Annotated in this window: 21 protein-coding genes and 1 pseudogene; 11 read left to right on the top strand and 11 right to left on the bottom strand. The window is 74.7% G+C overall.

Annotation, left to right across the window (positions count from 1 at the left end):
* Positions 1 to 230: 230 nt before the first annotated feature.
* The 3 genes from ACFFHU_RS07115 to ACFFHU_RS07125 all read left to right on the top strand — a co-directional run bounded on the left by ACFFHU_RS07115 (position 231) and on the right by ACFFHU_RS07125 (position 3746).
* A complete protein-coding gene (locus tag ACFFHU_RS07115) occupies positions 231 to 1097 on the top strand; it encodes a 3-methyladenine DNA glycosylase (RefSeq protein WP_377337272.1) in 867 nt (288 codons plus the stop codon).
* Positions 1098 to 1305: 208 nt separating this feature from the next.
* Positions 1306 to 1680, top strand: a complete 375-nt coding sequence (locus tag ACFFHU_RS07120) for an SCP2 sterol-binding domain-containing protein (RefSeq protein ID WP_377336877.1) — start codon at positions 1306 to 1308, stop codon at positions 1678 to 1680.
* Entirely contained in the window at positions 1677 to 3746 is a 2070-nt protein-coding gene (locus tag ACFFHU_RS07125; protein ID WP_377336878.1) for an amylo-alpha-1,6-glucosidase, read from the top strand. The genes ACFFHU_RS07120 and ACFFHU_RS07125 overlap by 4 nt, the downstream gene beginning before the upstream one ends.
* Before the next feature lie 121 nt (positions 3747 to 3867).
* Here the strand turns inward: ACFFHU_RS07125 and malQ are convergent, their stop codons facing one another.
* Both malQ and ACFFHU_RS07135 read right to left on the bottom strand, forming a co-directional pair.
* Positions 3868 to 5814 (bottom strand): 4-alpha-glucanotransferase, encoded by a 1947-nt coding sequence (gene malQ / locus ACFFHU_RS07130; protein WP_377336879.1) that lies wholly within the window; start codon positions 5812 to 5814, stop codon positions 3868 to 3870.
* A 107-nt stretch (positions 5815 to 5921) separates the two neighbouring features.
* Positions 5922 to 8606 carry a helix-turn-helix transcriptional regulator gene (locus tag ACFFHU_RS07135; protein ID WP_377336881.1) on the bottom strand — a complete coding sequence of 895 codons (2685 nt, stop codon included), beginning with the start codon at positions 8604 to 8606 and terminating at the stop codon, positions 5922 to 5924.
* A gap of 79 nt (positions 8607 to 8685) precedes the next feature.
* Between ACFFHU_RS07135 and ACFFHU_RS07140 the strand changes: the two genes are divergently transcribed.
* From ACFFHU_RS07140 to ACFFHU_RS07155, 4 genes are all read left to right on the top strand, one after another.
* A complete protein-coding gene (locus ACFFHU_RS07140; RefSeq protein WP_377336882.1) occupies positions 8686 to 9033 on the top strand; it encodes a nuclear transport factor 2 family protein in 348 nt (115 codons plus the stop codon).
* Between the two features lie 71 nt (positions 9034 to 9104).
* Complete coding sequence (locus tag ACFFHU_RS07145; protein WP_377336883.1) at positions 9105 to 10574, top strand: MFS transporter; 1470 nt, start codon at positions 9105 to 9107, stop codon at positions 10572 to 10574.
* A 78-nt stretch (positions 10575 to 10652) separates the two neighbouring features.
* Positions 10653 to 11381 carry a hypothetical protein gene (locus tag ACFFHU_RS07150; protein ID WP_377336884.1) on the top strand — a complete coding sequence of 243 codons (729 nt, stop codon included), beginning with the start codon at positions 10653 to 10655 and terminating at the stop codon, positions 11379 to 11381.
* Between the two features lie 4 nt (positions 11382 to 11385).
* The gene (locus ACFFHU_RS07155; RefSeq protein WP_377336885.1) at positions 11386 to 11727 is read left to right on the top strand and encodes a transcriptional regulator; all 342 of its coding nucleotides are present in this window, start codon (positions 11386 to 11388) and stop codon (positions 11725 to 11727) included.
* Positions 11728 to 11794: 67 nt separating this feature from the next.
* Here ACFFHU_RS07155 and arfB read toward each other — a convergent pair whose 3' ends face one another.
* The 6 genes from arfB to ACFFHU_RS07185 form a co-directional block, all read right to left on the bottom strand.
* Positions 11795 to 12220, bottom strand: a complete 426-nt coding sequence (gene arfB / locus ACFFHU_RS07160; protein WP_377336886.1) for an alternative ribosome rescue aminoacyl-tRNA hydrolase ArfB — start codon at positions 12218 to 12220, stop codon at positions 11795 to 11797.
* An 84-nt stretch (positions 12221 to 12304) separates the two neighbouring features.
* Positions 12305 to 13018 (bottom strand): DUF1345 domain-containing protein, encoded by a 714-nt coding sequence (locus ACFFHU_RS07165; protein WP_377336887.1) that lies wholly within the window; start codon positions 13016 to 13018, stop codon positions 12305 to 12307.
* A gap of 120 nt (positions 13019 to 13138) precedes the next feature.
* The gene (locus tag ACFFHU_RS07170; protein WP_377336888.1) at positions 13139 to 14005 is read right to left on the bottom strand and encodes a S1C family serine protease; all 867 of its coding nucleotides are present in this window, start codon (positions 14003 to 14005) and stop codon (positions 13139 to 13141) included.
* A 56-nt stretch (positions 14006 to 14061) separates the two neighbouring features.
* A complete protein-coding gene (locus tag ACFFHU_RS07175; RefSeq protein ID WP_377336889.1) occupies positions 14062 to 15021 on the bottom strand; it encodes a VWA domain-containing protein in 960 nt (319 codons plus the stop codon).
* Positions 15018 to 16181: a DUF58 domain-containing protein gene (locus ACFFHU_RS07180; RefSeq protein ID WP_377336890.1), complete on the bottom strand. Its 1164-nt coding sequence runs from the start codon at positions 16179 to 16181 to the stop codon at positions 15018 to 15020. The genes ACFFHU_RS07175 and ACFFHU_RS07180 overlap by 4 nt, the downstream gene beginning before the upstream one ends.
* Complete coding sequence (locus ACFFHU_RS07185; protein WP_377336891.1) at positions 16178 to 17227, bottom strand: AAA family ATPase; 1050 nt, start codon at positions 17225 to 17227, stop codon at positions 16178 to 16180. The genes ACFFHU_RS07180 and ACFFHU_RS07185 overlap by 4 nt, the downstream gene beginning before the upstream one ends.
* Positions 17228 to 17430: 203 nt before the next feature.
* Here ACFFHU_RS07185 and ACFFHU_RS07190 point away from each other — a divergent pair, with 203 nt between their 5' ends.
* Positions 17431 to 18426 carry an endonuclease/exonuclease/phosphatase family protein gene (locus tag ACFFHU_RS07190; RefSeq protein ID WP_377336892.1) on the top strand — a complete coding sequence of 332 codons (996 nt, stop codon included), beginning with the start codon at positions 17431 to 17433 and terminating at the stop codon, positions 18424 to 18426.
* 79 nt (positions 18427 to 18505) lie between these two features.
* Here ACFFHU_RS07190 and ACFFHU_RS07195 read toward each other — a convergent pair whose 3' ends face one another.
* The gene (locus ACFFHU_RS07195) at positions 18506 to 19048 is read right to left on the bottom strand and encodes a hypothetical protein (RefSeq protein ID WP_377336893.1); all 543 of its coding nucleotides are present in this window, start codon (positions 19046 to 19048) and stop codon (positions 18506 to 18508) included.
* A gap of 353 nt (positions 19049 to 19401) precedes the next feature.
* Positions 19402 to 20991 carry a citramalate synthase gene (gene cimA / locus ACFFHU_RS07200; RefSeq protein ID WP_377336894.1) on the bottom strand — a complete coding sequence of 530 codons (1590 nt, stop codon included), beginning with the start codon at positions 20989 to 20991 and terminating at the stop codon, positions 19402 to 19404.
* A gap of 291 nt (positions 20992 to 21282) precedes the next feature.
* On the opposite strand from cimA, the gene ACFFHU_RS07205 reads away from it, so the two are divergent.
* From ACFFHU_RS07205 to ACFFHU_RS07215, 3 genes and pseudogenes are all read left to right on the top strand, one after another.
* Positions 21283 to 21738 carry a PRC-barrel domain-containing protein gene (locus tag ACFFHU_RS07205; RefSeq protein ID WP_377336895.1) on the top strand — a complete coding sequence of 152 codons (456 nt, stop codon included), beginning with the start codon at positions 21283 to 21285 and terminating at the stop codon, positions 21736 to 21738.
* A gap of 129 nt (positions 21739 to 21867) precedes the next feature.
* Positions 21868 to 22326 (top strand): annotated as a pseudogene (locus ACFFHU_RS07210) (PRC-barrel domain-containing protein); the annotation flags it as partial.
* Positions 22327 to 22592: 266 nt separating this feature from the next.
* Positions 22593 to 23366 carry a tyrosine-protein phosphatase gene (locus ACFFHU_RS07215; RefSeq protein ID WP_377336896.1) on the top strand — a complete coding sequence of 258 codons (774 nt, stop codon included), beginning with the start codon at positions 22593 to 22595 and terminating at the stop codon, positions 23364 to 23366.
* Positions 23367 to 23478: 112 nt separating this feature from the next.
* Here the strand turns inward: ACFFHU_RS07215 and ACFFHU_RS07220 are convergent, their stop codons facing one another.
* Positions 23479 to 24576: a branched-chain amino acid aminotransferase gene (locus ACFFHU_RS07220; protein WP_377336897.1), complete on the bottom strand. Its 1098-nt coding sequence runs from the start codon at positions 24574 to 24576 to the stop codon at positions 23479 to 23481.
* Positions 24577 to 24601: the final 25 nt, after the last annotated feature.

The following is a 24601-nucleotide window of genomic DNA, read 5'->3' on the forward strand; positions in this document are numbered from 1 at the left end:
ACCGGGTCCCTGCCGCCGGGGGCCGGCCGCGGCGGGGCGCCCGCGGACCGCCGTACCCTGGGCTGGTGACCGTGCCCACCGCCCCCGCGCGCGCCGCCGACGCACCCGCCGCGACGGACGGCGCCGGGTCCGGCCGCGCCCGGCCCGACGACGCCGCAATCCGCCGCGCCCGGCCCGATGGCGCCGTGATCCGCGGCATCCCGTCCGATGGCGCCGGGCTCGACGGTCCGGTGCCCGACGGCGCCCGGATCGACGGTCCGCTGCTCGACGGCGCCGCGTGGCGTGCCCGGCAGCGGGCGCACGAGGCCCGGGTGGATGCCTGGCTGGCGCCGCACCTGGCCCGCCGCCGCGCCGGCCGGAAGCACCCGGTCGAGGACTTCCTCTTCACCTACTACTCGCACCGGCCGGCCCAGCTGCGGCGCTGGCATCCGGGCGCCGGCGTGGTGCTGGCCGACGCCGACGTGGCGGACTTCGGCCGCGACTATCGCGCCGGGCCCGCCGGGGTCACCCTGGACACCGCGGCGGTACGGGCGCGGCGCGCCGAATCGATCGCCTGGATCCGCGAGTTGCTGGCCCGGACGGCGGGTCGGCCCGGCCAGTTCGGCTGCTTCGGCATGCACGAGTGGGCCATGGTCTACCGGCAGCGTGCCGAGGAGGTCCGGCACAACGCGTGGCCGCTGCGGCTGCGCCCGGAGCGCATCGCCGGCACGGTGGAGGAGAACCGCGTCCGGTGCAGCCACTTCGACGCGTACCGCTTCTTCACCGCGCCGGCCCGGCCGCTCAACCTGCTCACCCCGACCCGGGAGCGGCAGCCCGAGCTCGAACAGCCCGGCTGCCTGCACGCGAACATGGATCTCTACAAGTGGGCGTACAAGCTCTCCCCCCTGGTGCCCAGCGAGCTGGTGGCGGACTGCTTCGAGCTGGCCCGGGAGATCCGGACCCTGGACATGCGGGCCAGCCCGTACGACCTGGCGGAGCTGGGCTACCCGCCGGTCCGGGTGGAGACGGCCGCCGGAAGGGCCGCGTACGCCGCCGCGCAGCGCGGCTTCGCCGACCGGGCCGCCGCCCTGCGGGCCCGCCTGCTGTCCGCCATCTGAGGGGCGCGCCGGCCGCACCCAGCCGGGCCGGCCGCACCCAGCCGGGCCGGCCGCACCCAGCCCGGGTCGGCCGCGCCCAGCCGGCCCGGGTTGCGGACCGGCCTTGCGGCAGCGGGGGCGGTGGCCGACGTGCAATCCGGCGCGCAGCGGGAATGCGGGCAGCCACCGGGGACCGCCGTGGGACGGCAGGGACGTGGAGGGATGTCGCATGACAGACCGGACGGACGAGTTCTTCGCCGGCCTGGCGCGGCGTCGGCACGAGCCGCTGCTGGCGAAGGTGCACGGCACCATCCGGTTCGAGCTGACCGAGGGCGGCGTCAGCGAGCTCTGGTGGCTGGCCATCGAGGACGGCATGCTGCGGGTGGGTCACGAGGATCGGGACGCCGACATGGTGCTGCGGACCGACCGCGACTTCTTCAATGTCCTCATCGGCGGCTCGGTCCCCCCGCTTTCGGCCTGGCTACGCAACGAGGTGACCGTCGAGGGGAAGTTCCAGTTGCTGGTGATGCTGGAGCGGCTGCTGCCCAGTCGCCCGGGCGCTCGGCATCCCCGTGAGGCCGCGGCGACGGTGGCGAACCGATGACCGAACCGGTCCGGATCCTCGACGGCAACAGCTTCATGATCAGCCGCCCGAACGGCGATGTCGATGCCGACCCCGCGGACCGGTTCGGCCTGTTCTCGTTCGACACCCGGTTCCTGTCCCGCTGGCGGCTGACCGTGAACGGCGAGCCGCTCAACCCCATGTCGGTGGACGCGGGCGACCACTTCCAGTCCCGGTTCTTCCTGGTGCCGGGCGCTCCGACGCACTATGTGGACGCGGACCTGTCGGTGATCCGGGAACGCAGCATCTCCAGCTGGCTGGCGGAACGGCTGATCGTGCTCAACCACGGCCGGGAGCCGGCGGAGCTGGCGCTCCGGGTGGAGGCGGCCAGCGACTTCGCCTCGATGTACGGGATCCTGTTCGGCGAGGCCAAGGGCGGCTCGTACGGGGTCGAGGTCGGGGCCGAAGAGCTGCGGCTGTGTTACGCCCGGGAGCGCTTCCGGCGCGAGACGCTCATCGTGGCCTCGGAACCGGCCGACGTCGACGACTCCGGTCTTACCTTCCGGATCACCGTGCCGGCGCACGGCGAGTGGCGGCTCGACCTGCGGGTCGAGATGCTGGCCCCCGGCCGGCACGGCGGCGACATCCGGCAGAAGCTCCACCGGGCGCACCGGCGCAGCCCCGAGGAAGTCCGGCAGGACCTCGCCGCCTGGCTCGACCGGGTGCCCCGGCTCAACTGCGACTGGGCGCCGCTGCGCGAGACGTACCGGCGCAGCCTCACCGACATGGCGGCGCTGCGCTACCGCCCGCTGACCTTTCCGGACGAGGCGCTGCCGGCCGCCGGCCTCCCCTGGTACATGGTGATCAGCGGCCGGGACAGCCTGATCACCAGCCTCCAGTCGCTGGCCGTGGCGCCGGAGCTGGCCGCCACCACGCTCCGGATGCTCGGCGTGGACCAGGGCAGCAAGCTCGACGACTTCCGGGACGAGGAACCCGGCAAGATCATGCGGGAGTTCCGGTACGGCGAGGCCACCGCGTTCGGTGAGTCGCCGAACTCGCCGTACTTCGGCAGCGCCGACACCACCCCCCTGTACGTCATGCTGATGGACGAGTACGAGCGGTGGACCGGCGACGACAAGCTGGTCCGGGAGTACGAGCCGGAGGCCCGCGCCGCGCTGGCCTGGATCGACGAATACGGCGACGTGCTGGGCAACGGGTACGTGTCGTACCTGCCGCGCAACGAGCGCAGCGGCATCGTCAACCAGGTCTGGAAGGAGTTCCGCGAGGCGATCTGCTACGCCGACGGCCGGATCGCCACCCCGCCGCTGGCCACCTGCGAACTGCAGGGGTACGCGTACGACGCGAAGCGGCGCGGCGCGCGGATGGCGCGGGAGATCTGGGGCGACTCGGCCCTGGCCGACCGGCTGGAGCGGGAGGCCGACGACCTGCGGGACCGGTTCAACCGGGACTTCTGGATCGCGGACCGTGGCTACTACGCGCTGGCGCTGGACCGGGACGGCAACCAGGTGGACGCGCTCGCCTCCAACATGGGACACCTGCTGATGACCGGGATCCTGCCCCCGGACCGGGCGGCCGCGGTGGCCGAGCACCTGATGGCGCCGTCGCTGTACAGCGGGTGGGGGGTGCGGTCGCTGGCCACCACCGCCCGGCGGTACAACCCGCTCGGCTACCACCTGGGCGCGGTCTGGCCGTTCGACAACTCGCTCATCGCCTGGGGGCTGCGCCGGTACGGGTTCGACGCCGAGGCGGCCCGGATCGCCGAGGGGATGCTCCAGGCGGGCATGGCGTTCGGCGGCCGGCTGCCGGAGGCGTTCGGTGGCTACGACCGGGCGCTGACCCGGCAGCCGGTCAACTACCCGAGCGCCTGCAGCCCGCACGCCTGGTCCACCGGCGCCGCATTCCTGCTGCTACGTACGCTGCTCGGCCTGAAGCCGGCCGGCGACGAGCTGCTGTCGGATCCGGCGGTGCCGGCGAGCATCGAGCGGATCGATCTGCTGGACGTCCCGGGCCGGTGGGGGCGATCGGACGCGTTCGCCCGGGGCCGGATCGACCTCACCGCCCGCTGGCCGTCGCCCGGCGCCGGCTGACCCGACGCCGCCGGCGACCAGCCGCGCCCCCGCAGCGCCGCGGCGCCGCGGCGTCGCGGCGTCGCGGCGTCGTTAACAGGGGGCCCTTCCTATACCGGAAACGATAACAAGGGGCCCTTCCTTACCGCCGGGGGCGGGAGCGGGACAGCAGGTCGGCGACGCGGCGGGGGCGGGGATCGGCGCGGATCTGCTCCAGCGTGGCGGGTAGCGGCAGCCTCCAGTTTGGATATTCGTTGATCGTGCCCGGCAGGTTCGGCTGGCGTACCTCGCCGAGCACGTCGTAGAGCGAGGCGGCCACCAGCCGGGTGGGGCTGGCCGCGAGGGCCGCGTGCATGGCCAGCACGATGTCCTCATCGGACGCTTCCTCGGCCGCCAGCAGCCCGGCATCGCGCAGCATGGCCACCAGGTCGCGCCGCTCGTCGGCGGCGCGCGCCCACTCGTCGGCCACGTCGCCGGCCAGCTGGCGCAGCTCGGCCCGGATCCGCACGTGCGCGCCGATCAGGAAGCCGGGGGCGGTGGGCAGGTCGTGCGTGGAGATGGTGGCCAGCGCCGTCCGCGGCCAGCGCCGCGGCGGCAGGAACCCATCGGCGTCCCGGGCGAACCAGAGCACCGTCGAGCCCAGCATGTTGCGGCCCCGCAGCCCGCGGGTGACGGCCGGCTGCACCGTACCGAGGTCCTCGCCGACCACCACGGCGCCGGCGCGGTATGCCTCCAGGGCCAGGATGCCGAGCATGGCGTCCGGGTCGTACCGGACGTAGGTGCCCTCGCCGGGTCCGGCGCCCGGCGGGACCCACCACAGCCGCCACAGCCCGGCCACGTGGTCGACCCGCAGCCCGCCGGCGTGGCTCAGCACCCGGCGCAGCAGATCCCGATAGGCGGCATAGCCGGTGGCCGCGAGCCGGTCCGGCCGCCAGGCGGCCAGCCCCCAGTCCTGGCCGAGCTGGTTGAAGTCGTCCGGCGGCGCGCCGATGTGCACCCCCGCGGCCAGCACGTCGGCCAGCAGCCAGCCGTCGGCGCCGCCGGGGTCCACCCCGACCGCCAGGTCGTGCACGATCCCGACCGGCATCCCGGTCTCCCGGGCGGCCGCGTCGGCGGCCGCCAGCTGTTCCGAGCAGAGCCGCTGCAACCAGGCGTGGAAGGCGACCAGGTCGCGCAGTTCGGCGCGGGCCGCCGCCACGGCCGGGCCGTCCGGCCGGCGCAGCGGTTCCGGCCAGGTCCGCCAGTCGGGGCCGTGCCGCTCGGCCAGCGCGCAGTATGTGGCGAAGGCGGTCAGCTCCTCGTCGGCCGCCAGTTCCACCGGGCCGGCCAGCGGAAACAGCAGCTCCAGCGCCGCGCGCTTGGCCCGCCACACCGCGTCGTAGTCAATCATCTCGGGCTGGTCGGGCCGCAGGGCGTCGATCCGGGCCCGCAGCTGCGCGCCGGCCGCCCGGTACGCCGCCGTGTCGGCCACCCGCAGGTACAGCGGGTTGGCAAACCGGCGGCTCGACGGCGAGTACGGCGACGCCGGCACGGGATGGCTGGTCGACACCGCATGCAGCGGGTTGAGCAGCACCAGCCCGGCGCCCGTCTCGGCGCCCGCCCACCGGGTGAACTCGGCCAGATCGCCGAGGTCGCCCATCCCCCACGAGGACGACGAACGCAGCGAGTACAGCTGGAGCATCCAGCCCCAGGTTGCCGGCGGGGCCGGCAGCCGGCGGGGCACCACCACGAGCGGCACGTCCCGCCCGGCGCAGGCCAGCCGATGCCAGCCGAGCGGCAGGTCCGCCGGCAGCTCGCCGTCCACCGCCCGGCTTCCGCCGTCCTCCAGGGTGATCACGCCGGGTTCCGGCAGCGGCCGGGTGCGGCCGGCGACCAGGATCACGGTGTCCGGCAGGGCATCGCCGGCCGCGGCCGCGCGGGCGGCCGCCAGGGCCGACCGGACCCCGGCCGGGTCGTCGGCCGGCACGCCGAGCAGCTTGAGGACCTCGATCACGATCTCCGGGCGTACCCGCACCCGGCGACCGCGCCAGTCCGTGTACGCCGTGGCCACCCCGTGCGCCGCCGCCAGCGCGATCAGTTCCCGGTCCATCCCACCCCCACCACCCTCGTGCGCTCACCCTGTCACGCGTACGGCCACGCCGCCCGGTTAGGAGGGGACCCCTGCTATACAAAAAGCGATAAGAAGGGGCCCTTCCTTCACAGCGGGAGGGTGGCGAGTTCGGTTCGGCTGGTCACGCCGAGCTTCGGGTACGCCTTGTAGAGGTGGTAGGCCACCGTCTTCGGGCTGAGGAACAGCTGCGCGGCGATGTCCTTGTTGCTCCGTCCCCGGGCGGCCAGCCGGGCGATCTGCAGCTCCTGCGGGGTGAGCGTGGCCACCGCCCGGTCGGCGGGCCGGTCCGGACGGTCCGCCACCGGCACGCCGCTGGCGGCCAGCTCGGCGCGGGCCCGCGCCGCCCACGGTGCCGCGGCCAGCCCGTCGAAAACCGTCAGGGCCCGCTCCAGCAGGGTCCGCGCCTCGGCCTTCCGGCGCGCCCGGCGCAGCCACTCGCCGTACAGCAGCTCGGTCCGGGCCCGCTCGAACGGCCGGGACTCAAGGTCGAGGGCGCGCCGGTAGTCCCGTTCCGCGCCGGTGACCAGGGCCCGGCACCGGTGCCCGAGCGACCGCGCCCACGGCTGGTCGACCCGGTCCGCCCAGCCGGTGAACCCGTCGATCGCCGGCCCCGCCAGCTCCGGCCGGCCGGCCCGGACCGCCGCCTCCGCCAGGTCCGGCACGCTGCGCCGGGCGCACACCAGGTGCGCGTACGGGTTCTCCTGCAGCCCGGCCAGCCGGGTCAGCGCGGCCTCGACCCGCCCGTACCCGAGGTCGAGCAGCCCGAGCGCCCACTCGGTCCAGGGCCGGCCGGCGGCCTCGGTGTCCGGTTCGCCCGCTGCCAGGGCCCGCCCGACCAGGTCCCGGCAGCGCCGCTCGTCGCCGGCCAGGGCCGCGAGCAGCGCGCGGACCGACTGGAGCTGGCTCACCCAGAGCGGCTGGCCGCCGTCCTCGGCCACCCGGACCGCCTCGTCCAGGCTCACCGCGGCGTCCCGGTGCCGGCCGGCGAACAGCTCCGCCTCGGCCTGGAAGAACAGCAGCGTGGGCAGCAGCCCGAGGATGCCGTCGGCCCGGCACCGCGCCACCAGCGCGGCGGCCAGCCGGTACGTCTCGCCGTCCTGGCCGGCCACGAACCCCAGCCCGCAGAGCTGCACCTGATCGGCCGGGTGCGGACCGGCCAGCGCGGCCGTCGGGGCCAGCGCGGCGGGCCGGCCGCGCAGGGCCGCCACCTCGAACGCGGCCACCGGATGGTCGACCGCGGCGAGCCGGTCGAGGATGTCGCCCAGGTACGGCTCGCCGAGGTACCAGGCCGGGTGGAACGCGGCCACCAGCAGCGCCGGCCGCCGGTCGGGATCCAGCTCGGCGCCCCCGGTCAGCAGCTCGTACGCGGTGCGGTGGCCGCCCTGCCAGAACCACGCCTGCCCCTCCACCCCGGCCACCCGGGCCAGGAAGGCGGGCTCGGGCACGAGCTCGGCGGCCAGTTCGGCGAGCCGGACCGCGCCGCCCGGGTCGCCGGCCTGCAGCCCGCTCTCCGCGGCCAGCAGCAGGCGCCGCGCGCGGTCCGGCGGGCGCTCGCTGAGCTGTGCGGCCCGCTCGTAGGCGGAGCTGGCGGCCCGGTAGCCGGCGCGGTCGCGGGCCTGGTCGGCGGTGGCCTCCAGCGCCTCGGCCACCGGCTCGGCCGGCCCGGTGGCCGCGGCCGCCAGGTGCCAGGCCCGCCGGTCGGCCGTCTCCGGGGCGGTCAGCACGCCGGCCAGGGCGCGGTGCGTTCCGAGCCGCTCGGCCAGCGCCGCCGCCCGGTAGACGGCGGCCCGCACCAGCGGATGGCGGAACCGCACCCGCTGGCCGGTGACCTCGACCAGCCGGGCCTCCTCGGCCGCCCGCAGGTCGGCCGGGCCGGCGCCGAGCGCGGCGGCCGCCCCGAGCAGCACGGTCAGGTCGCCGGCCGGCTCGGTGGCCGCGACCAGCAGCACGGTGCGGGTCCGCGGCGGGAGCCGGTCGACCTGCCCGGCGAACGCGGCCAGCAGCCGGTCGGTGAGCGGCAGCGACCCGGCGGCCGGGTCCGGCGCCGCCGATCCGGCCACGCCGGCCGGTTCGCCGGGGGGCAGCACCCGGGGCAGCTCGATCAGCGCCAGCGGGTTGCCCCGCGCCTCGGCCAGCACCCGCAGCCGTACCGCCGGGTCGAGGTCGGCGGGCAGCAGCCCGGCGGCCTCGGCCGGCGCCAGCCCGGCCAGCGCGCACTCGGGCAGCCCGGGCGCCGGAAAGCCGCCGTCCCGGGCCGCGAAGATCATCACGATGCCCTCGGCCCGCAGCCGGCGGGCGGCGAACAGCAGCGCCTCGGCCGAGACGGTGTCCAACCAGTGCGCGTCGTCGACGAGGCAGAGCAGCGGGCCGTCCTCGGCCACCTCGGCCAGCAGCGACAGCACGGCCAGCCCGATCAGCAGCCGGTCCGGGCGGCTGCCGGCGGCCAGCCCGAACGCGGCGGCCAGCGCCTCCCGCTGCGGCCCGGGCAACCGGTCGAGCCGGGTGAGGGCCGGTCGCAGCAGCTGGCTCAGCCCGGCGAACGGCAGGTCCGCCTCCAGCTCGGCGCCGCCGCCGCGCAGCACGGTGAGCGGCGGGCCGGCCGGGTCCGGGTACGGCGGCGACGCGGTGGCCAGCCCCGCGGCCCAGTCCAGCAGGGCCGTCTTGCCGATGCCCGGGTCGCCGCGAAGCACCAGCGCGGCGCTCGTGCCCGCATACGCCTGCCGCACCAGCCCAGTGATCCGGTCCTGTTCCCCGGTGCGGCCGCGCAGCATGGCTCGAACCCTACACAGGTAACGGATTACCTAAGCGATACCGATTCCGCGGCCTCCGCCGCTGCCTAGCGTCCCTGTCATGCAGCTGATCGAGAAGTACCTTGAGTCCTGGAACACCGCCGACCCGGCCCTGCGACGCAAGCTCATCGACGAGGTCTGGGCCGCCGACGGCACGTACACCGACCCGCTGGCCGAGGTGACGGGTCCGGACCAGATCGACGCGCTGGTCGCCGGCGTACGGCAGCAGTTCGGCGGGTTGGAATTCAGCCTGGCCGGCCCGGTCGACGCGCACCACGACCTGGCCCGGTTCACCTGGCACCTCGGCCCCCGCGGCGGCGAGCCGGTGGTGGTCGGCTTCGACGTGGCGGTCATCGCCGACGGCCGGATCCGGCACGTCCTCGGCTTCCTCGACAAGGTTCCGGCCTGATCCACCCCGATGGTCGCGGTGGCGCCGGCGAGGCCGGGCCACCGCGGCCGTACCCGAAGGAGAGTTCCGACGTGACCGTTCGCGAGACCCGTACGGCGCCGGCGGCCGCGCCGGACCCGGCGCCTGCCGCCGGGAGCACGGCCCCTGCCGCCGCGAGCACGGCCCCTGCCGCCGGGAGCACGGCCCCTGCCGCCGGGAGCACCGCGCCGGCCGCGGCGCCGGGCTTCCTGCCGGTGCTGCTGACCGCGATCGTGATGACCTCGATCGACGCGTTCATCGTGAACGTGGCCCTGCCGTCGCTGCACCGGAATCTGGGCGCCGGGCCGGCCGCGCTGCAGTGGGTGGTGGCCGGCTACGTGCTGGCGCTGGGCGCCGGCCTGGTTACCGGCGGCCGGCTGGGTGACCGGTACGGCCGCCGCCGCGTGTTCGGGATCGGGCTCGGCCTGTTCACGGCCGCGTCCGTCCTCTGTGGCCTCGCGCCGACCGCCGGGGTGCTGGTCGGCGCCCGCGTGCTGCAGGGCCTGGCCGCCGCGCTGTTCATGCCACAGGTGTTGGCCATCGTCCGGACCAGCGTGCCGCTCGCCGGCCAGCCCCGGGCGTTCGCCCGGTACGGCCTGAGCATGGGGGTGGGCGCCGTGTTCGGTCAGCTGATCGGCGGCCTGCTCATCCGGGCCGACCTGTTCGGCCTGGACTGGCGGCTGTGCTTCCTGATCAACCTGCCGGTCGGCGCGGCGGCGCTGGCGTACCTGCGGCGGATCCCGGAGTCCCGGCAGCCGACCACCCGGCTCGACCTGGTCGGGGTGGTCCTGCTGGGCGGCGCGCTGGTGGCGCTGGTGCTGCCGCTGATCACCGGCCGGGAGCAGGGCTGGCCGGCGTGGACCTGGCTGAGCCTGGCCGCCGCGCCGGCGCTGCTGGGCGCGTTCGTGGCCACCCAGCGCCGGCGGACGCAGCCGCTGGTGGACCTCGGGCTGTTCCGGGAGCGGGCGTTCAGCACGGGTCTGGTGGCCACCCAGGTGTTCTGGATGGGCCAGGCGTCGTTCTTCGTGATTCTGGCGCTGTACCTCCAGGTGGGGCGCGGGCTCTCGGCGCTGGGCGCGGGCACGGTCTTCACGGCCATCGGGGCCGGCTACCTGGTCACCTCGACGTACGCGGACCGGATCGCGGCCCGGCTCGGCCGGCAGGTGGTCAGCCTGGGCGCGGTGCTCATGGCGCTCGGCCTGCTCGGCATGTGGGCGGCCGCGACCCGGCCCGGGACCGGCTGGCTGGTGCCGGGCCTGGCGGTCGACGGCCTGGGGATGGGCATGGCGCTGGCGCCGCTGACCGGGACCGTGCTGGCCCGGGTGACGCCGCGGCACACCGGCGCGGCGACCGGCGTGCTGTCCACGGTCAACCAGACCGGCAACGCGGTCGGGGTGGCGCTGATCGGGGTGGTCTTCTACCGGACGGCCGACGTGGCGCAGGGGTTCCGGGCCGGCCTGGTGGCGCTGATCGTCCTCGAGCTGAGCCTGGCGCTGCTCATCCAGACCCTCCCCCGCCGGTAAGGAAGGGCCCCTTCTTATCGCCTGCGGTATAGGAGGGGTCCCCGCTTAACACTCTGCATCGCAGAGTACTCTCTAGACATGCAAGAGAGCGGAGGTACGCCGATGGACGGCACCACCACCGATCCGGCCGCCATCGCGGCCGAGGTGCGCCGGATGCGCGAGCGGGTCCGGGCCGACCGGCGGACGGTCACCGCACCGCTGGTCGTGTTCGGCGCCCTGATCGTCGTACACGCCGCCCTCAGCGTGCTGGTCGGCCTGCTGACCGGCGCCGCGGCCCGACACTCGGCGCTGCTGGCGTACTGGCCGCTGGCCGGCGCCGCCGGCCTGGCCGCGCTGTGGGCGCACGCCCGGCGGCTGGCCGCGCGCGAGGGCGTGGGCGGGGGACCGCGCTCGTACCGTCCGGTCACCCTGGGGTACGTGGTGAGCCTGCCGCTGCTCGCCCTCCTGTTCGTCCCCGCGCTGCTGCTCGGGGTGTTCGCGCCGCTGGTCTGGCCGGCCGCGGTCCTCGCGGCCGTCGCGGTCCGGCAGCGCAGTGCCCGGCTCCGGTCGGTGGCAAAATGGCTGGCCGTGGCCGGCGCCGCGCAGGGGCTGCTGGCCCTCGTGGAAGCGGCGCTCGGCGTCGGGGCCGCCTGGGCCGTGCTCGGTCTCGATGCCGGCCTCGGCCTCGGCCTGATGTTCGGCGCGCTCCGCACCACCCGCCGCGGCGCCGTCCACGGGAACGGCACGGCAGCCGTCGACGGGACCGGCTCACCCGGGATGGACGGGTACGGCTCGGCCGGCACGGCCCGTCCGGGCTCGGTGGCGTGACCGGGTGAGCCAGGAAGCCGATCCGCCCCACCCGGCCCTTGGGCTCGACGACGTGGTGCACCAGAAGACCCGGCTGGCGCTGCTCACCGTGCTCGACGAGGCCGGGCGGGCGGACTTTCCCTACCTGCGGCGGCTGCTCAACCTCACCGACGGCAACCTCGGCCGGCACCTGGACATCCTGGCCGGGCAGGGCCTCATCGAGATCACGAAGGGGTACGAGGGACGCCGCCCGCGTACCTGGGCGGCGATCACCCCTGCCGGCGAGCGCGCCCTGGCCGCCGAGATGGCCGCGCTCGCGTCCCTGCTACACCGATTCCAAAACCCCACCCCCCGCCGCCGACCCTAATAGGTTGATCATGGAGTTAGCGGCGTTTTCGATCTCCATGATCAACCCGTGGTCGCCGGGGGTGGGGTCAGGAGTCGTCGGGGCGGCGGAGACGCTTGATCTCGCCGCGGCGCTTCTTGGCGGCGATCCGCCGTTCCTTCGCGCCCTTGGAGGGGCGGGTCGGGCGGCGCGGCGGCGGTGGCGGCTTGATCGCGTCCGCGACCAGCGCCGCCAGCCGCGCCTCGGCGGCCTCGCGGTTGCGCAGTTGAGCCCGGTGCTCCGAGGCCGCGATCGTGAGCACGCCGCCCACCAGCCGGTGACCCAGCCGCTGCCGGGCCCGTGCCTTCAGCTGGTCGGGCAGCGCCGTCGAGGCGTCCAGATCCCAGGAGAGCTCGACGCGCGAGTCGGCCGTGTTGACGCCCTGCCCGCCGGGGCCGCTGGACCGGGAGAACCGCCAGCTCAGCTCGCCGGCCGGGATGGACACCCGGTCGGTCACGCGCAGCTGGTCTGCCATGATCTCAGGTTAGCCGCCGTCGCGCGGCCACACATCCGAGATCTTGGCCGCGGCCACCGGCCCGGTCCCGAGCCCGGTCCCGGCTCAGGTGAGCGCGTTGACGGCCCGCGCCACCACGAGGGCCACGACCAGGAACGAGATGGCGGACTGCAGCATCATGGCCAGCTTCGCCAGCCGGCTCAGCGGCATGGTGTCGGTGGGGCTGAACGCCGTCGAGTTGGTGAAGGCGACGTACAGGTAGTCGGCGAAGACCGGACGCCAGCCCGCCGGCACCAGGTCCGGGCTCGTGGTCATCTGCGGAAAGAGCAGATCCGGGTACGGCTGGCGCGAGTTTGCCCGGGCCGCCGGGCCACCCCGGTCGAGTTCCCAGTACCACAGCGCGAACACGATCACGTTGGTGAGCCAGATGGCGGCCCCGCTGATCAGCACCGATGCGGGTCGCTCCGCGCCCTGGCCGTGCACGAGCAGCAGCACAAGCCGGCCGGCCGACCAGGCCACCGCGAGGCTGGCGACGCCGACCAGGGCCAGTTCGGCCGTACGCAGCCGCCCGGACTCGCGGTTGATCCGGAACGGGTTGCTGAGCAGCAGGCCGGCCAGCAGCACCAGCTCCACGGCCGGCAGCACCCAGCGCGGCTCGAACGCCAGCCGCTGCGGGGTGACCAGTTGCAGCGCCACGGCCACCAGGATCACCAGCGCAACCGGCCAGCGGTGCTCCCCCGGGTGCGGTCGTCGCCAGGCCGGGACCCGGTGCGGGTGCTCGGCGGCGGCCGGCTCGTCCGGCGACGGTACGGGGCTCACCCGTGCATTCTGCCGGTTCGGCCACCCCCGCCGCGCCGGGCCCGCCGGCCCGGCGCCACAGTCGTTAACAGGGGGCCCTTCCTATACAGAAAACGATAATAAGGGGCCCTTCCTTGCGGCTCAGCCGCCCTTGCCGATGATGCCGTCGGCGACCTGCTGGGCCTGGTCGATCGGGATGGCGAAGCCGATCCCGATCGACCCGCTGCCGTCCAGGGTGGCGATCGCGGTGTTCACCCCCACCACCTCGCCGCGGGCGTTCACCAGCGGACCTCCGGAGTTGCCCGGGTTGATCGAGGCGTCGGTCTGCACGGCGGTGTGCCGGCTGTTGCCGAGCCGCACCGGCCGATCGAGCGCGCTCACGATGCCGGCCGTCACGGTGCCGGCCAGGCCGAGCGGCGAGCCCACCGCGAGGACCGGCTCGCCCACCCGGGTGCCGCCGGGCTTGGCCAGCACCAGCGGATTGAGGTGCGCGTCCGGCGACACCTTGAGCACCGCGATGTCGCTGTTGGCGTCGTGCCCGACCACGCTGGCCGGCATCCGCCGCCCGTCGGGGGTCTCCACCACCACGCCCGAGCCGTTGCCCCGGGCCACGATGTGGTCGTTCGTGATGAGGTGCTGGAGGTTGTCGATGGCGAACCCGGAGCCGGTGGCGGTGTTGCCGCCGCCCGCGTCCACCAGCACGGAGACCACGCCGGGCACCACCTTGCCGGCCGCGGTCACCAGGTCGGGCGGCACCGGTCCGGCCGCCGCGGCCGGCGCGGCCGGCTTGCCGCTCTGGCTCGCCACGTAGCCGCCGGCCAGCGCGCCGGTCACCGTCGACAGGGCCACCACGGCCAGCGCGAAGACCATCATCCGGCGCCATCCGCCGAGCCGGCCGAGGGTGGCCAGCCGGGTCCGCTCGACGCCGGGTTCCTGGCCGTACGGGTCGAGGTCCGGCGAGACGAACCACGGGCCGCGGGGTTCGCCGAGGCCGCTCTGCACTGCCATCGCTCACTCCTTGCCGTTGGTCTGGCTGCCTCCGCAGCACCTCGGGTCCGCCCCCCTCAGGGCAGGCGGGAGAACCACGCCATCGATCCGACGGCGCCGCCCGCCGCCAGCAGCAGGCCCAGTCCGATGAATCGGGCCGAGATGTCCTGACGCTTGGTCTGGTAGCCGACGGACCGGCCGATGTCCTCGTACACGGCGCGCAGCTCGGCGCTCGAGCCGGCCTCGTGATAGCCGCCGCCGGTCTGCTCGGCGACCGCCTGCAGCGTCTCGCCGTCCACCGGCACCCGGATGGGCCGGCCGCCCCGGTCCACCGACCCGGTCGGCGTGCCGAACGAGATCGTGTGCACCGGAACGTGCGCCTGGACGGCGTCGGCGGCCGCCTCCTGCGGGTCCTTTCCGGAGGTGTTGGCCCCGTCGGAGAGCAGCACGATCCGGGCCGGCGGCGGGTTGTTGGCCGCCTGCGGATCGAGCTGCTTGATGGCCCCGAGGGCGGCGTCGATGGCCTCGCCGATGGCCGTGCCCTGCACCCCGGTGCTGCCCTCGGCCAGCCGGTGGATGCCGGCGCGCAGGGCCGCCCGGTCGGTGCCGGGCGGCACGACCACGGCGGCGCTGCCGGCGAAGGCCACCAGGCCCACGTTGAACTCCTCGGGCAGCTTGCCGGCGAACTTGACCGCGGCGTCCTTGGCGGCGGTCAGCCGGTCCGGATCGACGTCGTCGGCCAGCATCGAGGTGGAGACGTCCACCGCGATCATCACGGTGGCCCGTTCCCGGGGCACCTGCACGTCGGCGCTCGGCCGGGCGAAGCCCACCACGAGCAACGCGAACATGGCCATGAACAGGCTCGCCGGCACGTGCCGGCGCCAGGCCGGCCGGTGCGGCGCCACCCGGTCCAACAGGCGCAGGTTGGTGAACCGGACGGCGTACCGGCTCCGCCGGCGCTGCATGACGACGTACGCGTAGACCAGCGCGGCGACGCCGAGCAGCAGCCAGAGCCGCTGTGGGGATTCCAGCCTCACGCGCCACCTCCCGGTCCGACCGGCGGGCGCGGCGCCCCGGCCAGCCGGCGGTGCCGGTGTACGTGCCGGACGATGTCGGCGATCCAGTCCCGGTCGGTGCGCAGCTCCAGCCGGGTGGCGCCGGCCCGGCGCAGCGCGGCGCCGACCTGCTCGCGCTGGGCCGCGGCCGCCGCGGCGAACCGTTCCCGCAGCCGGCGGTCCCCGGTGCAGATCTCCCGCCGCGCGCCGGTCTCCGGGTCGGTGAGGGTGACGACGCCGACGTCCGGCAGTTCCAGCTCGCGCGGATCGGTGACGTCCACGGCCAGCACCTCGTGCCGGGCCGCGAGCCGGCGCAGCGGCCGTTCCCAGTCCGGCGTCCCGGCCGCCGAGTCCGGCAGCCCGTCGAGGAAGTCGGAGACGACCACGGCGAGGCCGCGCCGGGTGGCGGCCCGGTGCAGCACGTCGACCGCGGCGGCCAGGCCGGCCGCCGGAACGGCCCCGGCCACACCCGGCGCCGCCCGACCGGCGAGGCCCACCGGTCCCGCTGCACCGCCGGCGAAGCCCGGCGCCGCCGGCCCGGTGGGGCCGGCGCGGCCCACCGGTCCCGCCGCACCGCCGGCGAAGCCCGGCACCGCCGGACCGGTGGGGCCGGCGGGGCCCGCCGCATCGCCCGCCGGCTCGGCCCGCGGGGTGTCGAGCAGCGTACGGAGCAGGCCGAGCAGGTGGTCCCGGCCCGCCCGGGCGGGGAACCGCCGTACGCCGGCGGCGGTGAGCACGTGCCCGCCGAGCCGGTGCCCGACGCCGGCCGTGAGAAAGCCGACGGCCGCCACCGCGGCGGCCGCGAGGTCCCGCTTCTCCAGCTCGGTGGTGCCGAAGTCCATGCTCGGCGAGGCGTCCACCAGGAGCCAGGTTGTCAGCTCGCGGTCGGCGTCGGTCTCCCGGACGTGCGGGACCGTCGTGCGGGCGGTGACCGCCCAGTCCATCCGGCGTACCTCGTCCTCGCCGGGCCGGTACTCGCGGCTGCCGGCCACCTCGCTGCCCGGCCCGGGCAGCAGGCCGAGGTGCTGGCCGTGCAGCAGCCCGTCCAGCCGGCGGGTCACGGTCAGCTCCAGCCGGCGCAGCCGGTCGGCCGGCGCGAGATCCCGCAGCGTCAGCGTCGACGCGCGCTCCGGCGCGTTCACGCCACCGCCAGGCCGGTCGGATTCTCCTGCCGGGCCGGCGCGACCCGGGGCGGCGGCACCGCGTTGATCAGCCGGCGCACCACGGACTCGGCGCTCACCCCGTCGGCCACCGCGTCGAAGGAGAGCACGAGCCGGTGCGCGAGCACGTCCGGGGCGAGGTCCCGGACGTCCTCCGGCAGCACGTAGTCCCGGCCGCGCAGCAGCGCCTGGGCCCGGGCCGCGGCCACCAGGCCGAGGGTGGCGCGCGGGCTGGCGCCGTACGCGAGCAGCGGCGCCACCTCGGGCAGGCCGAACCGGGCCGGCTCCCGGGTGGCCAGCACGAGGCGGACCACGTACTCGGCGAGGGCGTGGTGGACGAAGACCCGGCGCGCCCGGGCCTGCAGCGCCAGCAGGCGCTCCGGATCGAGCACCCGGCGCGGCCGGGGCCGGTCGGCGCTCATCCGGTAGAGGATGGCCAGCTCGTCGGCGTCGGTCGGGTAGCCGACGGTGACCTTCATGAGGAACCGGTCCCGCTGCGCCTCGGGCAGCTGGTAGACGCCCTCCGACTCGATGGGGTTCTGGGTGGCCAGCACCAGGAACGGCGACGGCACCGGATAGCTGCGCCCGCCGATCGACACCTGCCGCTCGGCCATCGCCTCCAGCAGGGCCGACTGCACCTTGGCGGGCGCCCGGTTGATCTCGTCGGCGAGCACCAGGTTGGCCATCACCGGGCCGAGTTCCACGTCGAAGCTCTCCGCGGAGGCGCGGTAGATCCGGGTGCCGACGATGTCGGAGGGGACCAGGTCCGGGGTGAACTGGATCCGCGAGAAGGTGCCGCCGACGGCCGTGGCGAGGCTCTGCGCCGCGAGCGTCTTGGCCACCCCGGGCACGCCCTCGAGCAGGCAGTGGCCGTCGGCCAGCAGCGCCGTGAGCAGCCGTTCGACGAGCCGGTCCTGGCCGACGATGACCCGCTTGACCTCGAACAGCGTCTGCTCCAGGTCGGCGGCGATCGACGCGTTTCCCGGCGGGCTGGGCAGGCTGGCCAAGCTGTCCGACATGTCCGTCACGGTGCAAGCTTCCCCCGGGCCCAGAGATCAAACCCGAGAAACGCTCACATTGCCGCCGCCCGGCGAAGGAAGGGCCCCCTCTTATCGCTTCCGGTATAGGAAGGGCCCCCTGTTAACCGGAGGCGAGCGCGACACCCCCCAGTGTGGCGTGCGGCGCCGATCGCGGTGACGACGTTCGCCGAGCCGGGCACTACCGTCGACGCGTGGTCGACACGGGGACGAACCGGCGGTTCCGATGGTCAGCGGCACGCAGCGGACTCTGCTGGGCGATCGCCGCCGGCTGCGCCGGATGGGCGTTGGTACGCCTGCTGGACGTGGATCGCGGACCGCTCGTGCAGCTGCTGGCCTTCACCCCGTACGCCACGGTCGGCGCCCTGAGCGGCGCGGCGCTGCTGCTCGTGCTCCGGCGCTGGCGGGCCGCCGCGCTGGCCGGCGCCGCCGCGGTGGCGCTGGTGGTCCTGGTGCTGCCCCGCGGCCTGACCGACACCCAGCCGGCCGCCACCACCGGCCGGACCGTCCGGCTGCTCACCGCCAACCTGTGGCTCGGCGGGGCCGATCCGGCCGCGCTGGTCGGGCTGGTCCGCGACAACCGGGTGGACGTGCTCACCGTGCAGGAGTTCACCCCCGCGGTCGCGGCGGCGCTGGACCGGTCGGGCCTGGCCGAACTGCTGCCCTACCGAGAGCTCAACCCCGAGGTCGGCAGCACCGGCTCCGGGCTCTACGCGCGCTTCCCGCTGACCGCCGGTGGCGTCCGGCGCAACGGCGGCGGCTTCGGCTTCAGCCAGGCGTACGGGACCATCGAGGTGCCCGGCGGGCCGCCGGTGACCGTCGAGTCGGCGCATCCGGCCGCGCCGTACGCGCTCTCCCAGGTCGACGACTGGCGGGCCGACCTGGCGGCCGAGCCCGCCGCCACGCCCGACGGGGCGCTGCGGGTCCTGGCCGGCGACTTCAACTCCACCCTCGACCATGCCCCGCTGCGGGCGCTCATCGCCACCGGTTACGCCGACGCGGCCGACCGGGCCGGTGCGGGCTGGCGGGGCACCTGGGGACCCTACGACGGGGATCCCATCCCACCGGTCACCATCGACCACGTGCTGGTGGACCGGCGGATCGCGGTACGGGCCGTCGCGGTGCGCCCGCTCGCCGGCAGCGACCACCGCGCCGTGCTGGCCGACCTGGCTCTGCCCGCGGCCCCCTGACCGGAATCGATCCAGGGCACACGGTCATTGCTCACGCAACGGCCCTGTGCCCTGGATCAGTGGGAAGGTGCGGCAGGCCTCAGCTGTGTACGGCGAGGTGGAAGGCCCGGTCGACCAGGGCGCCGTTCTGGTCGTAGACCGCGATGAACACTCCGTTCGGGATGCCCGTCCGGCCCACCGTGACCGCGGTGCCGGGCGGCGGGATGAACTCCGACCCGGTGAAGCCGGTAGTGGCCACGTACGCCGCGCGGCGCACGTTGTGGTTGAAGATGACCTCGTAGAGGCCGGTGCTGAAGCGCTGCGCCGAGACGGCGTGGAAGCCCCGGACGAGGCTGCCGTTGGACTCGACCACGGCCCACTCGGTCCGGGCGCTGGTCGGCGGGAGGAGCTCGTCCGCCGCGGCCGGCGCGAGCGCCGCCTTGGCCGCGACCGCCTCCGCCTTGCTGACCGGCGGCTGGACGAAGGCCCCTGCGCCGAGCTTGGCCCCGCCGCCGGGCTGGGCGACGCGGGCGGGTCCGGAGTTGCCATTGGGTGCCGCCGCGGCGACACCGCCGCCGAGCAGGGCGACGGCGAGCGCGCCGACCGCCACCATGGTCGCCTTACGACGGAAGATTCTGGCCATGAGGATCTCTTTTCTGCCCAAGCGAGTAGGGGAATTGCCTCGGGCGAGGCGGTCGCGACTAAGCGGGCACCATCCCCTTTCCTGAGCCGCCGCACACGATTTCCCGGCCCGTTGGCGCGCACCACCATTCCGTCGGCCGACTCGTTGCGGAGCCGGCCGACGGGGATCGGCGGACGTGGAGAAACACGTTGCGCACCCGCCCGGAGCAGGCAATTCGAGGCCGAAAAGCCGTGCCGCAACCAGGTCGGAACGTAGCACCGAAAACGGATTACGGTCAATAACGGCGCGCTGCCAGAAAGCCCTTTCGGGTTATCCGGCGCGATGCGAGAAACGAATAGGAATTGTATTGTCGTTCACGTCGCGGCACCGACCCGGGAAAGCCCGTACGTCAGCGCGTCCACCAGCGCGTGCCAGCTGGCCTCCACCACGTTCGGATGCACGCCGACCGTCGTCCAGTCCCGCCCGTCCGCCCCGGCGGTCTCGACCAGCACCCGGGTCACCGCGTCGGTGCCGTGGCTGCCCTCCAGGATCCGCACCTTGTAGTCGGCCAACTCGAAGCCGCGCAGCCCGGGGTAGTGCCGCACCAGGGCGGTGCGCAGCGCCTCGTCGAGGGCGTTCACCGGGCCGTTCCCCTCCGCGGTGGCGATCACCCGCTCACCCCGTACCCGGATCTTCACGGTGGCCTCGGAGACCACCGCGGCGTCCTCGCGGTGCTCGACCAGCACCCGGTACGACTCCAGGGTGAACGGCCGCGGCACGGCCTGGTCGGCCAGCTCGTCCCGGACGAGCAGCTCGAACGACGCGTCGGCCGCCTCGAACGACCAGCCGCCGGCCTCCAGCTCCTTGACCCGCCGGGTGACCCGGCCCAGCGTCTCGGGCCGGTCGGCCAGGTCGAGGCCGAGCTGCCGGGACTTGAGCTCGATGCTCGCCCGGCCGGCCATCTCGGTCACCAGGATCCGCATGTCGTTGCCCACCACGGGCGGGTCGACGTGGTTGTACAGCAACGGGTCCACCTTGATGGCGCTGGCGTGCAGGCCCGCCTTGTGCGCGAACGCGGCCGCGCCCACGTACGGCTGGTGGGTGTCCGGCGCGATGTTGGCGATCTCGGCCACGGCGTGCGCCACGTGCACCATCCGGGCGAGGCCTCCCTCCGGGAGCACCCGCAGGCCGAGCTTGAGTTCGAGGTTGGCGACCACGGTGAACAGGTCGGCGTTGCCCGGGCGCTCGCCGTACCCGTTTGCGGTGCCCTGCACGTGCCGGACGCCGGCCTCCACCGCGGCGATGGTGTTGGCCACCGCGCAGCCCGTGTCGTTCTGGGCGTGCATGCCCAGCCGCTCGGCCGGAACGCCGAGCCGCCCGGTCAGGTCGCCGATGGCCGCGGCCACCCAGGACGGCAGCATGCCTCCGTTGGTGTCGCAGAGCACCACGCGCTCGGCGCCGGCGCCGAGCGCGGCCTCCACCACGGCGGCCGTGTACGCCGGGTCGGAGCGGAAACCGTCGAAGAAGTGCTCGCAGTCCAGAAACACCCGCCGGCCCTCCGCCACCAGGTGGGCCACGGTGTCGGCCACCATGGCCAGGTTCTCCGCCCCGGTGGTCCGCAGGGCCCGCTCGACGTGCCGCAGGTCGGACTTGGCCACCAGGCACACGGCCGGGGTACCGGCGTCGCGCAGGGCCGCCACCTGCGGGTCGTCGGCCGCCGCCAGGCCGGCCCGGCGGGTGGCCCCGAACGCCACCAGCAGAGCGTGCCGCAGGTCGAGTTCGCCCTGTGCCCGGCGGAAGAACTCGGTGTCCTTGGGCACCGCCCCCGGCCAGCCGCCCTCGATGAACCCGACGCCGAGGTCGTCGAGCAGCCGGGCCACGGCCAGCTTGTCGACCACCGAGTAGCTGATCCCCTCGCGCTGTGCCCCGTCGCGCAGCGTGGTGTCGAAGACCTGGAATGTCATGGGAATCCCTCCGGAGCAAACAAAAAGACCCCCCGCTGGTCGCGGGAGGTCTGCGCGCTCGGCCGAGGTGCCGGGCGCGCTAGGTGGTAATCGTCCAGACGACGGGTGTCACGAGCGGTGACTCTGCCATCCTGGCCGCCTGTCGGGAAGGAAAATCCACATCACGGGACGTCCGACCCCCCGGTGTACGCCGACGGCGCCCCGGGTACGTCCCCCCGGGTCATCAATACCTCGACCCCCGGGCGGGCGCCGACGCCCGGTGGTCGCCAGGTCGGACCCCAAGGAGAGCAGATGGACACCCCCGAACCTCGTACTCCCCCGCCGCTGGCCGAGCCCGGGCTGCACGGCGGCCCCGCGCCGTTCCGCGCCTGGAGCTACCGGGACGATGTCCGCCCGACGGACTCCGACCTCGTCGGCTACCGGGTGGAGGCCGCCGACGGACACATCGGCAAGGTCGACCGGGCCAACCACGACGTTGATGACAACTTCCTCGTGGTCGACACCGGACCCTGGATCTTCGGCAAGAAGGTCCTGCTGCCGGCCGGCGTGATCGAGCGGGTGGACCACGAGGAGCGGACGGTCCACGTCGACCGGAGCAAGGACGAGATCAAGGGCGCTCCGGAGTACGACGAGAACACCCACGCCGACCCCGCCTACCGGGACGAGCTGGGCGGGTACTACGGCGACCGGCACACCGCGCCGGGCACCCGGGACGCCTCGCCCGATTCGCCGACCGGGCGGCTCTGAGCCGTTCCACGACGCCCGCGGGCGGGGATTCCCCTGCTCGCGGGCGTCTCGGCCGGTGGCAGGTGTGCCGGAGCGGCGCACCGGGTACATCCGTTGCCATACGGCAATCACCGTCTCAAGGAGGCCGCCATGGACAGGTACGACGCGCAGGGTGCGGACACCCCGCAGCGCGGGGCCGAGAGCATCACCGACCCCTCGCTGAGCGGAAGCCCCACCACCTTCGACGCCTGGCGCTACCGCGACGAGACGTCGGTGACCGGCGCGAACCTGGTCGGCTACAAGGTCGAGGCGTCCGACGGCGGCATCGGCAAGGTGGACAGCGCCAGCCAGGACGTCGACACGAGCTTCCTCGTGGTGGACACCGGCATGTGGATCTTCGGCAAGAAGGTCATGCTCCCCGCCGGCCTGGTCGACCGGGTCGACCACGACGAGCAGAAGGTCTACGTCGACCGGAGCAAGGACCAGATCAAGGCCGCGCCCGAGTACGACGAGACCACCCACACCGACCCGGCGTACCGGGACGAGCTGGGCGGGTACTACGGCGACACGTACACCGCGTCCGGCACCGCCATGCCGCCCGGCGGCGCGCTGATGCCGGGCGCCGGCGCGTCCCCGGCCGGGACCGTGCCGCCGAACGTGGCCGCCCCGCTGGGCAACGAGGACACCGGACGGCTCTGAGCCCCGATCACGACACGCGGCCGGCCGGACTCCCCGGCCGGCCGCGCCGCGTCTGCCGGTCCCGGCGGCGGGCCGACCGGGCCGGGCCGGCGGCCGGCGGGCGATGGGCCGGCGGGCGATGGGCCGGCGAGGGATGGGCCGGCGGGGGATGGGCCGGCGGGGGGTGCCGGCGAGGGATGGGCCGGCGGGCCGGCGGCGGTTACCGTGGCCGGGTGACCACCGATCCCGGGTACGCCGAGCTGACGTTCACCGAATGCTTCAACTTCCGCGACGTTGGCGGGCACCGCGGCCTGGCCGGACGGCCGGTGCGCCGCGGCCGGCTGTACCGCTCCGACTCGCTGCACCGGATCGAGGCCGACCGGGAGACCTTCCTCGGGCTCGGCATCCGCACGGTGGTCGACCTGCGCCGGTCGGCGGAGGTGGACCGGGACGGCCGGGTGCCGGCGTACGACGGGCTGGTCTACCGGCACATCGAGCTGAAGCACCGGGCCTGGGAGGAGATCCCGTACGACGGGCGGACCGAGCTGTCCGACTACCTCGCCACGCGGTACCTCGACATGGCCGAGACCGGCGCGGCCAGCATCGCCACCGCGCTCGGCGTGCTGGCCGACGCCGGCAACGCGCCCGTGGTGGTGCACTGCGTGGCCGGCAAGGACCGCACCGGGATGATCTGCGCGCTCACCCTCGCGTTGCTCGGCGTGGCCGACACCGACATCGCCGCCGACTACGCGCGCAGCACGACCGGCTCGGAGCGGTACACCGCCTGGGTACGGGCGCAGCTGCCCGAGACGGAGACGCCGCCCCTGTCATACTTCGCGTCGCCGGCGGCGGCCATGACGGGCTTCCTGTCCGGGCTGCGCGACCGGCACGGCGACATCGAGGCGTACGCCAGGAGCGCCGGCGTCTCCGCCGACCAACTCGCCGCGCTGCGCGCCCACCTGCTGACCTGACCTCCCGTGGCGCCGCGCGCCGTCCCCGCGATCTTGCACTTTTGGCCCCGACAAAAGGTGCGAATGGCGCAATAAGGGGGCCCAAAGCGCAAGATCGGCGAGTGGGGGCGCGTCAGAGGATGCGGCGCACCCAGCCGAACGGGTCCTCGGCGGCGCCCCGCTGGATGTCGATGAGCTGCTGGCGCAGTTCCATGGTCACCGGGCCCGAGCCGCCGTCGCCGACCGTGAACTCGCCGTCCGGCGTACGGACCAGACCGATCGGCGTGATCACCGCGGCCGTGCCGCAGGCGAAGGCCTCCCGGACCCGGCCGCTGGCCGCGCCGTCCCGCCACTCGTCCACGCTCATCGCCCGCTCGGTCACCGTCCGGCCGGCCCGCTCGGCGAGCGCCCGCACCGACTCCCGGGTGATGCCGGGCAGGATCGTCCCGGTCAGCGGCGGGGTGACCAGGCTGCCGTCGTCGAGCACGAAGAAGACGTTCATCCCGCTCATCTCGTCGACCGTCCGGCGCTCGACCGCGTCCAGGAACACCACGTCGTCGCAGCCGTGCGCGGCCGCCTCGGCCTTCGCGATCAGCGAGCTGGCGTAGTTGCCCCCGCACTTGGCGGCGCCCGTGCCGCCCGGCGCGGCCCGGGTGTAGGTGGGCGAGACCCAGACCGTGAGCGGCTGCACGCCGCGGGCGAAGTATGCCCCGACCGGCGACGCGATCACCACGTACAGGTATTCCTTGGCCGGGCGGACGCCGAGGAAGACCTCGCTGGCGAACATGAACGGCCGCAGATAGAGGCTGCCGCCCTCGGCCGTGGGAATCCAGTCCCGGTCGATCTCGATCAGGTGCCGCAGGGAGTCGAGGAACACCTGCTCGGGCAGGGCCGGCATGGCCATCCGGGCGGCGGACGAGACGAACCGGGCCGCGTTGGCCTCCGGCCGGAACATCGTCACCCCGCCGCCGACGGCGTGGTATGCCTTGAGCCCCTCGAAGATCTCCTGCGCGTAGTGCAGCACGGCGGCCGCCGGGTCCATCGGGATGGGCGCGCGGGCCTCGACCCGGGCGTCGTACCAGCCCTTCTCCTCGGCGTACCGGATGGTCACCATGTGGTCGGTGAAGACCCGGCCGAAGCCGGGATCGACCAGCAGGGCGGCGCGCTCGGCAGCGGCTACCGGCGCCGGATTCGGACGAATCTCGAAGTCGAGCTTGTCACCACCGCTCATCGCGTGACCTCCATGCTGGATCTGG

Origin of the sequence: Plantactinospora siamensis (assembly GCF_042434095.1) — a bacterium.
In the GTDB taxonomy this organism is placed as follows: domain Bacteria; phylum Actinomycetota; class Actinomycetes; order Mycobacteriales; family Micromonosporaceae; genus KBS50.

Bases quoted from the DNA above. Each gene is read 5' to 3' on its own strand.
- ACFFHU_RS07120 (WP_377336877.1), top strand. From the start codon at position 1,306: ATGACAGACCGGACGGACGAGTTCTTCGCCGGCCTGGCGCGGCGTCGG.
- ACFFHU_RS07125 (WP_377336878.1), top strand. From the start codon at position 1,677: ATGACCGAACCGGTCCGGATCCTCGACGGCAACAGCTTCATGATCAGC.
- malQ (WP_377336879.1), bottom strand. From the start codon at position 5,814: ATGGACCGGGAACTGATCGCGCTGGCGGCGGCGCACGGGGTGGCCACG.
- ACFFHU_RS07135 (WP_377336881.1), bottom strand. From the start codon at position 8,606: ATGCTGCGCGGCCGCACCGGGGAACAGGACCGGATCACTGGGCTGGTG.
- ACFFHU_RS07140 (WP_377336882.1), top strand. From the start codon at position 8,686: ATGCAGCTGATCGAGAAGTACCTTGAGTCCTGGAACACCGCCGACCCG.
- ACFFHU_RS07150 (WP_377336884.1), top strand. From the start codon at position 10,653: ATGCAAGAGAGCGGAGGTACGCCGATGGACGGCACCACCACCGATCCG.
- arfB (WP_377336886.1), bottom strand. From the start codon at position 12,220: ATGGCAGACCAGCTGCGCGTGACCGACCGGGTGTCCATCCCGGCCGGC.
- ACFFHU_RS07170 (WP_377336888.1), bottom strand. From the start codon at position 14,005: ATGGCAGTGCAGAGCGGCCTCGGCGAACCCCGCGGCCCGTGGTTCGTC.
- ACFFHU_RS07195 (WP_377336893.1), bottom strand. From the start codon at position 19,048: ATGGCCAGAATCTTCCGTCGTAAGGCGACCATGGTGGCGGTCGGCGCG.
- cimA (WP_377336894.1), bottom strand. From the start codon at position 20,991: ATGACATTCCAGGTCTTCGACACCACGCTGCGCGACGGGGCACAGCGC.
- ACFFHU_RS07205 (WP_377336895.1), top strand. From the start codon at position 21,283: ATGGACACCCCCGAACCTCGTACTCCCCCGCCGCTGGCCGAGCCCGGG.
- ACFFHU_RS07215 (WP_377336896.1), top strand. From the start codon at position 22,593: ATGGGCCGGCGGGCCGGCGGCGGTTACCGTGGCCGGGTGACCACCGAT.
- ACFFHU_RS07220 (WP_377336897.1), bottom strand. From the start codon at position 24,576: ATGAGCGGTGGTGACAAGCTCGACTTCGAGATTCGTCCGAATCCGGCG.